The sequence below is a fragment of the Synechococcus sp. EJ6-Ellesmere genome (genome assembly GCF_024345875.1).
Taxonomy (GTDB): Bacteria; Cyanobacteriota; Cyanobacteriia; order PCC-6307; family Cyanobiaceae; genus Regnicoccus_A; species Regnicoccus_A antarcticus.
This window is the reverse complement of the sequence record NZ_JAGQBY010000090.1, coordinates 1-13,413: the sequence shown is the minus strand read 5'-3', so window position 1 is coordinate 13,413 and position 13,413 is coordinate 1. Positions and strand designations below refer to the sequence as shown.

14 protein-coding genes are annotated in these 13,413 nt (G+C 58.8%); 4 read left to right on the top strand and 10 right to left on the bottom strand.

The genetic code is table 11. The features are described 5' to 3' along the window. The coding region (locus KBY78_RS10840) for a hypothetical protein (RefSeq protein ID WP_255143595.1) at positions 1–293 on the bottom strand (293 nt) is incomplete at its 3' end. A gap of 9 nt (positions 294–302) precedes the next feature. Continuing rightward, a complete protein-coding gene (locus KBY78_RS10835; protein WP_255143594.1) occupies positions 303–815 on the bottom strand; it encodes a hypothetical protein in 513 nt (170 codons plus the stop codon). A gap of 4 nt (positions 816–819) precedes the next feature. Here KBY78_RS10835 and KBY78_RS10830 point away from each other — a divergent pair, with 4 nt between their 5' ends. Next, a complete protein-coding gene (locus KBY78_RS10830) occupies positions 820–1,686 on the top strand; it encodes a DUF429 domain-containing protein (RefSeq protein ID WP_255143593.1) in 867 nt (288 codons plus the stop codon). Here KBY78_RS10830 and KBY78_RS10825 read toward each other — a convergent pair. After that, positions 1,683–3,116 (bottom strand): DUF4055 domain-containing protein, encoded by a 1,434-nt coding sequence (locus KBY78_RS10825; protein WP_255143592.1) that lies wholly within the window; start codon positions 3,114–3,116, stop codon positions 1,683–1,685. The genes KBY78_RS10830 and KBY78_RS10825 overlap by 4 nt on opposite strands. 286 nt (positions 3,117–3,402) lie before the next feature. Between KBY78_RS10825 and KBY78_RS10820 the strand changes: the two genes are divergently transcribed. Further along, complete coding sequence (locus KBY78_RS10820; RefSeq protein WP_255143591.1) at positions 3,403–3,906, top strand: hypothetical protein; 504 nt, start codon at positions 3,403–3,405, stop codon at positions 3,904–3,906. Positions 3,907–4,044: 138 nt separating this feature from the next. Here the strand turns inward: KBY78_RS10820 and KBY78_RS10815 are convergent, their stop codons facing one another. Together KBY78_RS10815 and KBY78_RS10810 are read right to left on the bottom strand one after the other, a co-directional pair. Then, positions 4,045–6,726, bottom strand: a complete 2,682-nt coding sequence (locus KBY78_RS10815; protein WP_255143590.1) for an ATP-binding protein — start codon at positions 6,724–6,726, stop codon at positions 4,045–4,047. A 216-nt stretch (positions 6,727–6,942) separates the two neighbouring features. Next, positions 6,943–7,446: a DUF1643 domain-containing protein gene (locus tag KBY78_RS10810; RefSeq protein WP_255143589.1), complete on the bottom strand. Its 504-nt coding sequence runs from the start codon at positions 7,444–7,446 to the stop codon at positions 6,943–6,945. Positions 7,447–7,597: 151 nt separating this feature from the next. On the opposite strand from KBY78_RS10810, the gene KBY78_RS10805 reads away from it, so the two are divergent. After that, entirely contained in the window at positions 7,598–8,812 is a 1,215-nt protein-coding gene (locus KBY78_RS10805) for an endonuclease NucS domain-containing protein (protein WP_255143588.1), read from the top strand. Positions 8,813–8,935: 123 nt separating this feature from the next. Next, on the top strand, positions 8,936–9,487 hold the full coding sequence (locus KBY78_RS10800) for a hypothetical protein (protein WP_255143587.1): 552 nt from the start codon (positions 8,936–8,938) through the stop codon (positions 9,485–9,487). A 57-nt stretch (positions 9,488–9,544) separates the two neighbouring features. Here KBY78_RS10800 and KBY78_RS10795 read toward each other — a convergent pair whose 3' ends face one another. From KBY78_RS10795 to KBY78_RS10775, 5 genes are all read right to left on the bottom strand, one after another. Then, the gene (locus KBY78_RS10795; RefSeq protein WP_255143586.1) at positions 9,545–10,075 is read right to left on the bottom strand and encodes a sigma-70 family RNA polymerase sigma factor; all 531 of its coding nucleotides are present in this window, start codon (positions 10,073–10,075) and stop codon (positions 9,545–9,547) included. Between the two features lie 32 nt (positions 10,076–10,107). Next, a complete protein-coding gene (gene terL, locus KBY78_RS10790) occupies positions 10,108–11,766 on the bottom strand; it encodes a phage terminase large subunit (RefSeq protein WP_255143585.1) in 1,659 nt (552 codons plus the stop codon). After that, positions 11,763–12,284: a hypothetical protein gene (locus KBY78_RS10785; protein WP_255143584.1), complete on the bottom strand. Its 522-nt coding sequence runs from the start codon at positions 12,282–12,284 to the stop codon at positions 11,763–11,765. The genes terL and KBY78_RS10785 overlap by 4 nt, the downstream gene beginning before the upstream one ends. 4 nt (positions 12,285–12,288) lie before the next feature. Then, positions 12,289–12,669: a hypothetical protein gene (locus KBY78_RS10780; protein ID WP_255143583.1), complete on the bottom strand. Its 381-nt coding sequence runs from the start codon at positions 12,667–12,669 to the stop codon at positions 12,289–12,291. Positions 12,670–12,793: 124 nt separating this feature from the next. Continuing rightward, on the bottom strand, positions 12,794–13,413 hold a 620-nt coding region (locus KBY78_RS10775; protein ID WP_255143582.1), incomplete at its 5' end, for a hypothetical protein.

The window sequence follows — 13,413 nt, the reverse complement described above, 5'->3', positions numbered from 1 at the left end:
AGCCAGAGGGCACCGGGGTTGGGCGGCAGGCGGGCGCTGCGGCAGAGGGTGCCGTTGTAGGTGAAGTCACCGGTGTCCACTCCCGGGCCGTTCTCCTTGGCGGAGATGTAGTTGGCGCGCTCGAGGAAGCACTCGAGCACGTGGCTGGCGAGCACGGCAGAGGTGGTGTCGCCGGGGATGGCGCTCTCGGCCAGCAGCAGGCGGGCATTGGCGAAGGGCTGCAGGGGAGTGGGGCCCCACAACGCTGCATTGCGCTGGTGCTGGCTGCTGGTGAAAAGACGGGGGCTGGTCATCGCCATCGCTCAACCCCGCAGCAGGGCCGTGCTGCCCATCGATCCGGCGGCGGCAGCTCTGAACTGAACCCAACTGGCGAGTGCCGGCAAGAGCAGCAGGAGCTGCTCGCCGTAGCGCCGTCGCTGGCTGAGCAGGGCCGCCGAGCTGGAGCGGGGATTGGCGTAGACGGTTTCGCTCTCCTGGCGCAACAGGGCGGTGTCGTAGGCGATCACATCCGCCTTCTGCAGTGGCGCGTCACCGGCGGCTGCCACCGAGCCGGCGATCGGTCCCGAGTGGCTGTGCTTTTCGATCGCCTGCTCATGCTCGGGGCCGGCCGCCAGCAGTTGCTGATCGATCAGGGCCACTGCATCGAGCAGGGCGCGGGCGCAGAGCACGCCGGCGGGGTGGTGGCGCTCCAGATCCGCCATCGCCCGGCCGATGGCATCCAGGCAGGGAACAGTGGCCGGTAGGGCCAGGGCCTGCCGGATCGACTCTTGATCGCCGGGTTGCCAGATTGCAGCCAGGGTTTGTGAATCCGGCACGGCGGTGGCCATCGAGAGGACAACTCCTGTTGCCGGGGGCCTGGTGCTGGGGATCGATGCGGCCTGGACGGCGCATCAGCCCAGTGGTGTGGCCCTGGTACATCAGCGCGGAGATGCATGGTCGAGTGTGGCCTTGGCTCCCAGCTACCAGAGCTTCATCAACCTGGCCCATGGCACCCCTGTGGACTGGGCGGCACGGCCGCAGGGCAGCAGTCCAGAGATCGATGCACTGCTGGACGCCGCTGAACGCCTTGGCGGTCGGCCGGTGGATCTGATCGCCTTCGACATGCCGCTTTCCACCGAGCCGATCGCCAAGCGACGTGTGGCCGACCGTGAGGTATCTCGGTTGTTCGGCAACCGGGGCTGCGCCGTCCATAGCCCTACGGCTCAGCGGCCTGGAGCCATCGCTGACCGGATCCGTCAGGAGCTGCAGAGCAGGGGCTACCCCCTGTGCACCGCCACAGATTGCCCTGGGCCTTGCGGGGTGATCGAGGTCTATCCCCATGTCGCCCTGCTGGCGCTGCTGCAGCGCGACTACCGGGTTCCCTACAAGGTCAGCCGCTCGCTTCGGTACTGGAAGGCTGAACAGTTGCCGGTTTCCGAGAGGATCCGCCGGCTGCTGGTGGAGTTCCGGCAGATCCGAGCCGCCCTGGATCAGCACATCGGGGCCATTGCCCTACCTCTGCCGGAGCCTGAGCAGGTGTCCGCACTTGCTGCCCTCAAGCCGCTGGAAGACAGCCTCGATGCCCTGGTCTGCGCCTGGGTGGGGATGGAGCACCTACAGGGCCGCACGCGGGGCCTGGGCGATTCCATTGCCGCGATCTGGTGCCCTGAACAGGCCTTCCGCTCATGGAAGGATTCGCCGGGTTAGGTGGGTGCTGGTGCCACACCGGCCAGATCTCCCAGCCATTGCTGCAGGGCGGCGTCGCTGACGATGCCCCTCTCGTGCAGCTGCAGCATCTCCGTCACGGTGGGCTGGGGTTTGGGTGCCGGTGCCAGCGGGCTGATCTCCACCACCAGGGCCGGTCCTTCCTGGGAAGGCAAAGGCTCGCCGGTGATGGCACACCAGTGCTGGAGCAGCGAGGAAAACATCGAGGCTTTCTGGATCGCCTGGCTCTGCAGCAGCGCGTAGGCCTGCGAGGCAGCCATCGAGATCTCCGTCGCCGTGCGCGGTGCCCCCTGGGCGGCAGCCGGGATCAGGGCATCGCGGCGCATGCCCTGATCGAGCACTTCCAGCCAGGCGCGATGCTCCGCCAGGGAGCGGGCCTGGATCTCCACGAACTGGAAGCTTGCACCCTCCGGCAGGTCGATCACGGTGTTGGGACCCAGGACCACTGGTTCACTCGGCTGACCCGAGGCCATGGGGCCGGTCACACCGGTGCGCACACCCACCGGCAGCGCTGTTCGGTAGAGCAGCTCCTGGTAGTCGCTCTGACAGCGGAAGTGGTTGAGGTACTGGTGTGCCAGGCCCAAGTGGGGCAGCTCCCCTTCCCCGAATGGCGCGCCATGGCTGGCGTACCAGATGGCTGGGAGTTGGCTGATGCCGCGGTAGTGGCGCTGGTCCAGGCGCTGCTTGCGCCAGCCGGTGGGCGCCTGGGGATCGGCCACCAGAGTCTCGGTGATCAAGGTCATGCCTGGCCCTCCGGGTTCCTGGGCATCGAGGCAGGCCGTCAGGTACTGCCAGCGGTGGGGCGGTGGATCCTGTGACGCCTGTGTGTCGGTGGCCGGGGTGGTGGCATTGGGGCGCCGCTCGCGCCAGGTGATCGCATCCGGCAGCGCATGGTTGCCGGGAAGGTGCCAATGGAGAACGTCGCCCCGCTCAAGCAGCAGCAGCCGCGGCAACGACAGCCGATCGCCATTGCGTAGAGCCTGCTGCCGGTCCCCCTCGCTGGGCCAGAGGTGGGCCGGAGGGATCACCCCCACAAGGGCCGCACCATCACGCAGCACCAGCAGGTCAGCAGCCTCCAGGAACACGCCCAGGTCGGTGCCGCAGCCATCCACATCGCTGATCACGCTCTGCAGCGAGGCCGGAAGCTCGCGCCAGTGGCTGGAGGCCAGCATTCCTGCGAAGGTGCGCAAGGCATCACGGAAGAAACCCGAGGGCAGGGCCCCCTCCACCCGGCGGCGGTAGGCGGATTCAGGCTCCCGTTCACCGCGGGGGAGGTAACGCTCCTTACGGCCTGCCCCGTTGGGGCCGGCGAGAAGGTGCCAGCAGTCCTGCACCAGCTGCAGGCGGGGCAGCAGAGCCGCCAGGGTGGGGTGAAGCGGCCAGGGGAGGCGATCCGAGGAGAGCTGGGACAAGCCCGATCAGCGGCTGTTGGCTATTGCCGGTGTCGCGCATCGACCAGGGCGGCTGGTCTCGAGCAGATAGCGGTAGGGCCAAGGGGTCTGGTTCCGGGTGGTTCTCAGACCCGCGAACACGTCCTACGGTTTGAGGGGATCAGCTAAAAACCACTGCAATCACAACCGGCTCAACCCGTGCAGCCCATGATCTGCGTCTGGATATCGGAAAGAGATTTACCCCTCGGAGTGGTTCACAGAAACCACCGAAGGACAGGTTAGACATACCCATGCCTCAGTCCCAACGGTGACAACCGAGGTCATTGATCACTATTATTCTCGCAACTCAGCTTCCAAGCCAATGAAGATGATCGGCGCGAATCTCAGGTACCGTTACGCATTCAAGCGAATGGATGAAGCCATGGAAGAAGGCTGGCTAATGGAAGCAATAACGATTCAAGAGAGCATTCTTTCGGGGCGCCTTCTGTCATGTCTTTTTTCGAAGGGAATTAACGTAAATCCACGAGACTCTTTCAAATCGTTAATTGATAGATTTAGGAAGCATGTCCAGGAAGAGGATCCGCAAGTAAAGGCGCTCGCGGGCCGGCTGGATGAGTGGCGAGTCAAAAGAAACGAGACGCTGCACTCTGTTTGCAGACATATTGATGATCCTTATCATGAGGACACTATAAAGAAGTTCGAAGATAAGCTTGTCGACACTGCGCGGGAGGGAAGAGCATTGGTCGATGATGTTCGAAACACGGTTGAAAGGATTAAGCGGATGATTAAGAACCCAGGCTCAGTGAGTTGATGGATGTCTAACCGGCCCCTCGAGTAGTCAGGCCACCGCAAGCACTCAGCTTCACAACCACCAACTTCCTGCCTGCCACTCAGGGGCAGCGCTTGTCTTACTGACAAATAAAGCCGCAGCAAAGCAGGTTAGAAAAGTTCACCCTAGATACTTTGCGGATATCGCTTCAATAGCTTTCGGACGTCCGTAGTCATCAAGAGGAATGTCCTCGGATCTATCTACACGAATCTCCAGAAGATCCCCAGCTTCTACCTCATTCCACAAAAGGTCGCCAAACTCCATGACCCCTTGGTGGATATAGAATCTATTGCCCTGCTCGTCTTCTCCGAACATGAATGGGGCGTGCTTAGAGGTATCAAGCCTGTTACGTGGAATTTTACCAACAGTGACTATAATAGAATCAGCCGATTTAGATTCTATCTTCTCAGCTACTTTCTCCGTAAGTGCATTCCAGTAATCAATCATCTTTGAGACAGTTTCTGCATTAGACGTAGTCTTGAATCGGTTCAGGCTCAAGGCAATGTCACGGCATCTGTCAGAACTGGCCTTGTCGCAGGAAGCTTTGACAAAACTAAGGTGCGCAACACAGAAGTCAACAAGCGCGAGGCCGACTTCTTGAACTGTTGCGAGAGATGAGAAACTACGGATATGACCAGATAATGATGTAACAAGCTTCCAAGCCTCCTCTGATTGCTCGCCGCGATAACCAAACTGGGCAAAGACAGAGTTGAGGGTTGCGATTGCACTAATCATATCCGCTGTCCAGGAGTCAGTCGCTTCTGTAGAGTCGCGAATCACAGACTGGGCACGTTCTCTATATGCCTGAGCACGGATAGAGCCAATCACAGCGGCTATTCTATCCGAGCCAAGAAACCGTTCAGAATTAATAAGGACCTCTTGATATTCACCCATATAGATAAGAGGAACAAAGTAGTTTAAGGCTAGCTGCCGAGCGGTAACAGAATCAGACAGCAACTCGCGTTCACCAATTTCCTTCCATAACCTCTCTGCTACTTTGGTAGCATTATCAAAGTCTGACGATGTCCTATATAAATAAGAAAGCCTAAGACCAGAGGCTTTGTCGCCAGCATCAAGAGCACTTCTCAAACAGTCTATTGATCCAGGGAGGTCCCTAAGCCGAGATCTTGCAATCCCTTCGATTCTCTTGTAAATTGGAAAATTGCCAACGTTACTAAAAGCTTCTGCCTTCTTCCGCGCAACATCCCACTGCTGACGGTCTCGTGAACGTAGACAGTCGAATAACTCACGTACTCTAGCTGAATGCACAGAATCTAAGTCGCTTGGTAGATACTCAGGATGGAGCGGAGAGGAACGCTCTGAACTGAACTGATCATGCTGGACACGTCCTTTGACCTTGCGCTGCTCCACAAGGTTCCTAGCCTCAAGATCAACAGGACAACTGACCATGTAGTCACGGGCGGCAGGCTGAATCTCAACGTTTTCTGTTTCCTTTGTATGAAAGAAGTTAACCAGAGAAGTTCGCCTAAGCTCCATGACAGCTTCCGAAACATCCTCCATTGTCATATCAAGAAGAAGGCATGCCTCATTCCTATTAACAGAATGGCCGGCCGCGAATATACATTCTAGTACTTTCTTGCTATTCGTGGAAAGAGACGAAATAAGATTCCTAAATGCAAAATCAGTAGTAGCGTTCCTCGCTTGAGCCGCAGCTTCGGTGATACTGCTTGGAGATAGAGCCAAATACTCAATCGTTAATTTGATTGAGAGAGGGTTATTTTTCCCAATAGTCACAATGGTATCAATTTCCTCTTGAGATCGTAGGCTTAACCCTAAGAGAGCTGAGTACCTTCGCGCGAGGTGCCTAGCAGCTTTCTGATCAAGATCAGATAAAGAAAATACCCTTGAGTTATTGACAGAAACTCTGCTGGTAACAAGCAATAGCCAGCCGTCCGGAATAGTTTCTTCATAAAACTGATCAAACTCGTCAGGCTTATCCCGAATCAAGGTCTCCAAGTTATCAATGCAAATGAGAAGCTTGGTGCCGTCGCCGTCTTCAAACGCCTTGCCAACCGAAGACAGATAGGAGTCGATTGAAGATTTAATGATGCTCAAAGATGAAGATTTAGATGTTACTGGCTCAACTCCAGCAGCACTTAGCGCTTCTTCTTTGGCACTGAAAAATAAAACATCTGTAAATGAAGTCAAGTATTCAGGAGTCTGGGTTATCTCGTTAAGCAGGCTTAAGGCAAGCGCAGTTTTTCCTGTACCGCCAGGTGCAACAATTGATACAAGATTGTTTCGCTTTCGTTTCAATGCGCTTTTAATCTCTTCGGATATCTTTTCACGTCCGACAAGTCCTGTCCCACCAAAGTCAAAGTCACTCTCTTTTGGTAGATTACTTGGAATGCGCCATGGGTTTCGACTGATCCACTTCTCTGGTGGAGTGTATAGTTTTCCCGCTTCTGCGTCGAGAAGAGCATTTCGAGCGGCTTCAAGTCCAAGCCGTTGAGCAGCTGGTGACGAAGCTAGTGCTGCCACAGAAAACCAATAAGACTCATGAAACTGTCTATTGGGATGGCTAATTGCATTTCTGACATTAGGAATGCACAAGACCTCCACAAGTCCCTTAAGCTGCTTTGCGTCAGCACGAAGGCTGCCTTCTAGTATCATTGGAAGCATATCACACACTTCCTGAAAGTACGTCTCTTCAATTATCCGCTTTACTGAAACAGCCTCATCTCCTGTTGCCGTTATTCTCTGTACGATAGGATCAGTTATGGAGTTTGGTAATTCCTCAATGTCGGCGATGCGCTTTAGGATTTGCTCTCCAATGGCCATCTCAAAGCTATACAGGACTGCTTCGCACTTCCGGCGCAGCAAGAGAAGATCAAATGCTGATTGTTGCTGCTCTGGCATTGGCTTGATTGTCTTATGGCCAAGAAGTAACTAAGATGCTAGGTCAGCTACTGAAGACCAACAACACCATCCACCTGAACTGTTGTGGAATGATCCTGCCACCTTCACAACCTCATAGCGGCCAGGTGATCGCGAACGTTAGGCCTCGTCTATCGCGGGGTCGCCCCAGGCCAAAAGCGGCGTGGCATAGCCCAGCCTCAGCGGGTGCCGAGGGTTGCCCGCAATCGTGAGGCCGAAATGCATGACTGGTTTACCTGATGACATCAGGGCATCCATCAAAATATCAAATGCGTCCTGCAGCTTCGGCGACACCTTGGTGGTGTTGCCCCAGCAGGGCACCAGGATGTCCGCGTCTTCGATGATGCTGGTGATGTGGTCGCCGATCTCTGGCCCATAGGGGTCGTCGACCATTGCGAGATCCCTCACATCGGTGGCGCGGTAGGCGAACACGTTGCCAACGATGAATCGGCTACCTCCCCATTGCTTGGTGAAGCCGATCCATTTGCGCACCGTGGCGTCATCCTGGGTGGCGTCTGCCGTGCTTGGGTTGATGCCCAAGAAGGCATACACCGGTCCTTCCATGCCGACGGTACGCTCGAGTCTGTAGCGGTAGTTCCCGCAGGGGCTGAGGATCGCGCTCATTGTCTTCCTATCGGTTGTGTCCAGTTTGGCGACGTGCCTGCCAGGCCTAGCATTAAGATCAAGCGGCCGTGGAAAAGGATGCCTGGTGGATGCATGGCCTACTCCCCGTCACTGATCTTGAGCATTCGACAAAATCCAACAGGAGTCAGCCATGAAAGAAAGGGACATTCAGGATTATCTATTTGACAATCCTAGCGTTCTGTTCCCATCTCAGTCAGTCTCCGAGAAACACAAAGAGTATTGCGTCCATGGCAAGCGGATTGATCTGCTCTTCGTTGTAAACGGACATACGCATATCATTGAAATCAAGAACACCACTATTCAGTGTGAGCATATTGGCCAGATCGTTGAGTATTATGGATTACTTCGTGACAGGATGGGTTCGGAAACGCTGCATATGATCCTTGTCTCACCATCAATCCCGGCTTGGAGATCTGCATTCCTAGAGGAGATTGGAATTCGGTGCATTGAACTTGACTTCGACTGTCTTGCAGGAATCGAAGCAGGAAAGAAGCTTGCTAAAGACTCGAAGCAGTTCGAGAAAATAGCAAAAGACAAACAGTCTTTTGCCAGTGCATTAGGCCGGAATGAGCCTATTCTATTTGAAGACGTTGCTGGGGCGGCATCTCCTCGGGGGATGGCTTACAAGGAGCGAGCGCTACATGGCACGCTGAAGATTCTAGCAACAGAGTTTTCAGACTACGAGATCATGCCGTTTGGTATAACCAGAGCGAGTTCACATGATTGGTATATAGAAAATCAGACGCCAGACAATGCAGCAGAAAAAGCATGTCGCGGTGGAGTCTGGTGGGCTTACAGATTCGGATCTGCGAACGATATGCCCAAAAATGATGTGCCGAATATATCCGTTATAGCAGGAGAGACTGGGCTTGATATCTGCATTAATGCCGAGCTACGGCCATCTCAAAAAGCCATGCTAGAGCGAATTGAGCAGCAGCCAGAAGAGTTTGAAGATCTAGTCAGGAAAAATGCCGAATTATCATTTAAGATGTATGCCAAGATAGAGCATCAGCCACGCTTCTATCACTGGATTATGACTAGCTGGATTATGAATCCATCCATCAACTCTAATGCAATACTGTCACTCGCCAGGAATTATAAAGAGTCTTTTGCCGTTAAGAGAACGGAGCTGATATCAGGCATCCTTGCCAGTAATCCTAGGATATCATCCGCTCAAGTAGACCATATGCGATCAACAAATAAAATGCCCAATACCGCCTTCCGCCTCACGTTAAATCTTGACAAATCATCCGCTTACTGGAACATGACGGCGATTGGTCAAGTTGAATACCTTGCCCAAAAGATTATCTCACTTAAAGAGCTAATTAACTTCTTCGTTGTATAGTATGCTTGATCTGCCGAACATCCAGATGCAGTGATCGGGAGCGCTACTCTCGTCGCTCCTGTCGATCACCTCCCGCCACTGATCTGGAGCGTTGGTAAAAGACAGGAATCAGAGGCATAGCCCATGAAGAAAGTGAACAAGGCTGGGGCGTCCTGGTCAGACGTCAAGAGCAAGGCTACAAAGCTGGACGCACCTCAGCTGGTCAACCTGGTCGCAGACCTATATCGGCTTTCCAAGGAGAATCAGGCCTTTCTTCATGTACGGCTAGCGGTCGTCCAGGACCCGCTGGAATTCTACAAGAAAATTATCGACGAATGCATGTACCCGGATGTTCATAAGAACAAGCCCATCCAGATTGCAAGGGCCAAAAAAGCCATCAGTGACTACAGCAAGGCCGTCGGCGATGCATTGGGAGAAGCGGAGCTGATGACTTTTTTCGTGGAGCAAGGAAACGCCTTGACGATCGACTACGGCGATATCGATGAAGGATTCTACGCTGCCCTGAACCTGATGTATCGTCGCGCCATCGAAAAGGTTTGCAGTTTGCCCGACGCAAGCCGAGACGCGTTCAAAGTGAGACTGGAAGCCATTATGAGGTCTTCTGCCCATATTGGCTGGGGTTATCACGATGAGCTGCGCGCCGACTACTACCGCGCCTTTCCAGAAGACAAGTAGTCGGCGAACAAGGTGCTGGTTCACACCAGCGTGGGCGCTTGCCACTCAGGTGCAGCGTTAACCCCCCGACTCCTCATCAGCGCTGACCGCCATCGCCACCACGCGAACGGCACAGGCCTGGCAGATCTCAGCCCAGCGATCGACGGTGATGCCGAGCCTTTCTGGAATCTCGTGGCCTGCTGTTCCCTCCCGCAGCAACTTCTGCCCTCGCGCATGCAGCTCCCGCCAGCGCCCCGGCACCGAGATCAGGAACCCCTTATCGCGGAGGTAGTGGGTGATCTCACCGTTCACGTAGGGCCTGGCGTAGGCGATGAAGTGATTGGGGCTCCGGCCGGCCCGCTGGTTGTCGTAGCGGCGTGAGGCCTTGATCAGACCGATCGCCGCCAGCTGCTCCAGGTCTTCCCTGGGGTGGCCGGTGCGGCGGGCGTAGTTGGCCGCCACTTTCGCCGCAAAGGGCAGGTGTTCCACCACCAGGGCATCAGCAGCCGCATGGGGTGAGCGCAACGGGCCGCGCCGGTTGCTGGGCGTTGTGACCCGGGCGGTGGCCTGCTGGGGCCTGGGGCGGTGTGCTGCTGGGTGAGAGGGCATCGTTAGGGGTCTCATGGCTTGGGCTTGGCCCCTCAGCGGGAGAACAGCAGCGGCCGGGGGGCGGCCTTGCCGCTGCCGCGCCAGTGCTGGGTCTGTAGCCAGATCACGCCCTGGCAGAAGGCATCCACCAGGTCGTCGTGAGCGGCATTGGGGAAGCCGAGCAGTTCGGTGATCAGGGCGTCGTTGCCACTGCGGAAGGCCAGCTGGCCGGCCTCCAGCAGTGGCGCCACGGCATGGGCGCGGCTGACCTTGCTGCCCTGCGGACGCACGGCGATCAGGCCGGGGATCTGGCGCCGGAGCAGCTGGCAGACGGCCGGGCCGTTGGCGGCGTCCTCGATCAGGACCGCATCGGGACTCAGACCCTGGCCCAGCGACGTCAGGGTCTGGCTGAGGAATTTCATGACACCCGGCAGATCGAGGCGGTGGTGCTGGCTCCAGAGCAACTCGATCCGGTGGGCAAAGCCCCCCTGCTGATCGGCTTGGGCCGTGGCCGCCACCGATGGCATGGGCTGCGACGGGGGCCGCACCCGGGCGGCAGTGGGGTGCAGGTGCTCACCTCTGGCCTTCGCCTGGGCGACGGGATGGCACAAGTCAGGGTCTGGCAGCAGGCCCAGCAGGCAGAAGCCGCAGTAGTCGTTCTCCTGCCCCCCCTTGAAGCTCAGGTCGCAGCTGAGCACCACCGCCGCATAGGGCCGCTGGCCCGTCCGGCCCGCGCAGGTGCGGATCCAGGAGCGCTGGAACAGCAGCCCCTCCGCCGGTGAGGGCCGCTGCTGGTAGAGGGCGTTCCACCAGTAGCTGCCGGCGCGGATGCGGATCTGCTCCAGCTCCTGAGGCGGAAACCGCTGCGGGCAGAGGGCCTCTCCGCTCTGGCGCCAGTCGGGCTCCACGCTGCAGGTAGGCGGAAACGGAAGTTGCTGCTGCTTGGGTTCGGCGATGGCCGGCAGATTCAGCACATGCCAGTGCTGCGGTGCATCGCCCGCTTCCTGCTCCAGCAGCCAGCCGATCAGGTCGTCCTGGTGCCAGCGGGTCAGCACCACCACCTGGGCGGCAGCGGTGGCGCCGTTCACGCCAGGCTCTGATCGGGTGAGCCAGACCGACTTGAACCACTCGATCAGCTTCTGGCGCTGGCCAGCCGAGTTGGCGTCCTCTGGACCCTTGTAGGGGTCATCGATGATCCCCAGGGCATAGCCCTTGCCGGTGAAGGGGCCCCGCACACCCGCGGCGATGCAGCCGCCGCGCTCTGGGGTGAGCCAGTTGCCAACAGCGGTGGAGTCCTTGGAGAGGGCATGGCCGCAGGTGCGGTAGTAGTGGCGTGCTTCACGGCTGTGGGCATAGGCCAGCTCGGCTGAGTAGGAGGCGATCGCGCAGAAGCGCGTCGGGTAGCGGCTCACCCAGTAGGCGGGGAACAGCTTGGAAACCAGGAGGCTTTTCCCTAGCCGCGGCGGACAGCAGACGATCAGGCGGTTGAGATCGCCATCGGCCACGCGTTGCAGCAGGGCGATCAGGCGCTCGGCCCAGGTGTGGAAGGCGTAGCCGGGATAAGCGGCAGTGATGAAATCACGGAAGGCCTGCTGGAGGTGGCGCCGCTGCTGCCGGTGCGGATCCGGCACGCCCAGCAGGCCCCAGTCGGCCCAGAGGTCGGCGGCTGGATCGAGCAGCAGGCCAGCAGTTGCGGCGGCAGGCGAACTCAAGGTCGGCTCTCCGGTGCTTTGAGCGGTGCGCGCAGCAGCCCGCCGATTTCGGCGATCACCCGGAAGGCGCCGACGGCGGCGTTGAACTGCTCGGCCTCCATCGCCCGGCGGGCGCACTCGTTGAGAGCAAAGATCTGCTCGGCCTGGTGGCGCCGCCGGTCAGAGATCAGCTCATGAACCATGCGCTCACGCGCCAGGTTGAGGTATCTATTGACCGTCTGAGTGTTGTGGATTCCCCAGTTCTCACGAGCATTTTCAATGATCTGCACCAGAGGTAGGCGCTGAGCCACCCAGAGCTGTGCTTGCGCGACGCGCCGTTCCACCTCCAGCCGCGAGGGCCTGGGAGGCCGTTGGGCCGCCATGCCCTTTGGCCGGCGTGGGGGGTTGGCATGACCGATCGGCCGAGTGGGATCGGTGGGCTCATAGAGCGGCTGGCCGTTGTCGTCTTCTGCGCTGGCAGCGCAGCGCAGGTCCTCCACCGGATCGACAGGCACCTGGCAGTGGGTCCGCAAGGGCATCGGCTCAGAGCGGCAGGGCCTGTGCCTTGGGCGCTCGGATGGTCCAGAAGGGCTTGCCGCGCTTCTCGGTGGCGCTGCCCTGCTGGATCGCCGCATCACGGGCGGCCTTGAGCTGCTGCTCGATCTTCTGCACCGCCAGGGGGAAGTCGTAGCCCAGCCGGCCCGGGTTGTTAGTGAACGCCCAGTCGTTGTGCGAGAACGCCGGATCGAGCTCACCGGCATCCATCGCCTTGCTGAGCGCCTCCAGCAGGGGCTCGAGCTCCTGCTCCAGTTGCTTCTGCTGTGCCTTGAGCGCGGTGACGGCATCCAGCAGGGCGTCGATCGGCTCCACTGCCGGAACAGCAGCAGAAGCAGCGATAGCAGCAGCGGCAGGGGCGAGGGTCATGACGGCTGGCACAACAACAAGCAGGCCATGGGAATGGAGCCTGGCGATCTGTTCACTGTATGGGCTCTGCTCTATGAGCCGCAATCACAGCAGCTGTTAATTCCTAATGGGTGCTGGTTGAGGATCAGAAGGGCCTGTGGGCCAGGCAGTAGCGGCTCCAGGCGGCGGCCCAGGCCGCCAGGCACTGCTCACGGCTGTAGAAGGTGCTCGTGAACGCCTCGCCCGGCTTGCTCCAGATCGTCTGGCCCAGCTCGTAGGCGTTCCCCTGGGCAGCCTCCAGCACCATGTAGCCCCCCAGCTGGGCGGCAGTGGAATAGGGCCGCCCGTGGGCCGAGAGGGTCTTGAGGTCATAGAGCACCCGCACCTGGCGGCCCCGGCGCTCGCTGAGGGCCGGTGAGATGTAGGCGCCGTCAAAGGCGCCGGCCACGTTGCGGCTGAGGCAGCAGCTGAGCCGTTCGCTGGCGATCACCCGCACCTCCTCCCAGAGCGGCAGTTGCAGCAGCGGCAGGATCCAGTCCCGGTAGGTGTGGTGCCCCGGCAGCTCCTCCACCGCCAGCAGGGCATCGGCCTGGCCACAGCCCACCAGGAAGCGGGCCTGGCTGTAGCGCTCAAGGGCCGCATGCACCGTCACCCCACGCGGCTCCCAGACCGGCCGCTTGGCCTCGATCGCCCGGCGGGCCGTGGCACTGAGGCCATGGGCCAGCACGCCGGTGATCGACACGGGGAACAGGTGATCCCCCAGCC

What these genes read in the sequence shown, in the direction of transcription:
- KBY78_RS10815 (WP_255143590.1), bottom strand. Translation starts at nt 6,726, where the DNA reads ATGGCCATTGGAGAGCAAATCCTAAAGCGCATCGCCGACATTGAGGAA.
- KBY78_RS10810 (WP_255143589.1), bottom strand. Translation starts at nt 7,446, where the DNA reads ATGAGCGCGATCCTCAGCCCCTGCGGGAACTACCGCTACAGACTCGAG.
- KBY78_RS10805 (WP_255143588.1), top strand. Translation starts at nt 7,598, where the DNA reads ATGAAAGAAAGGGACATTCAGGATTATCTATTTGACAATCCTAGCGTT.
- KBY78_RS10800 (WP_255143587.1), top strand. Translation starts at nt 8,936, where the DNA reads ATGAAGAAAGTGAACAAGGCTGGGGCGTCCTGGTCAGACGTCAAGAGC.
- KBY78_RS10795 (WP_255143586.1), bottom strand. Translation starts at nt 10,075, where the DNA reads ATGCCCTCTCACCCAGCAGCACACCGCCCCAGGCCCCAGCAGGCCACC.
- KBY78_RS10785 (WP_255143584.1), bottom strand. Translation starts at nt 12,284, where the DNA reads ATGCCCTTGCGGACCCACTGCCAGGTGCCTGTCGATCCGGTGGAGGAC.
- KBY78_RS10780 (WP_255143583.1), bottom strand. Translation starts at nt 12,669, where the DNA reads ATGACCCTCGCCCCTGCCGCTGCTGCTATCGCTGCTTCTGCTGCTGTT.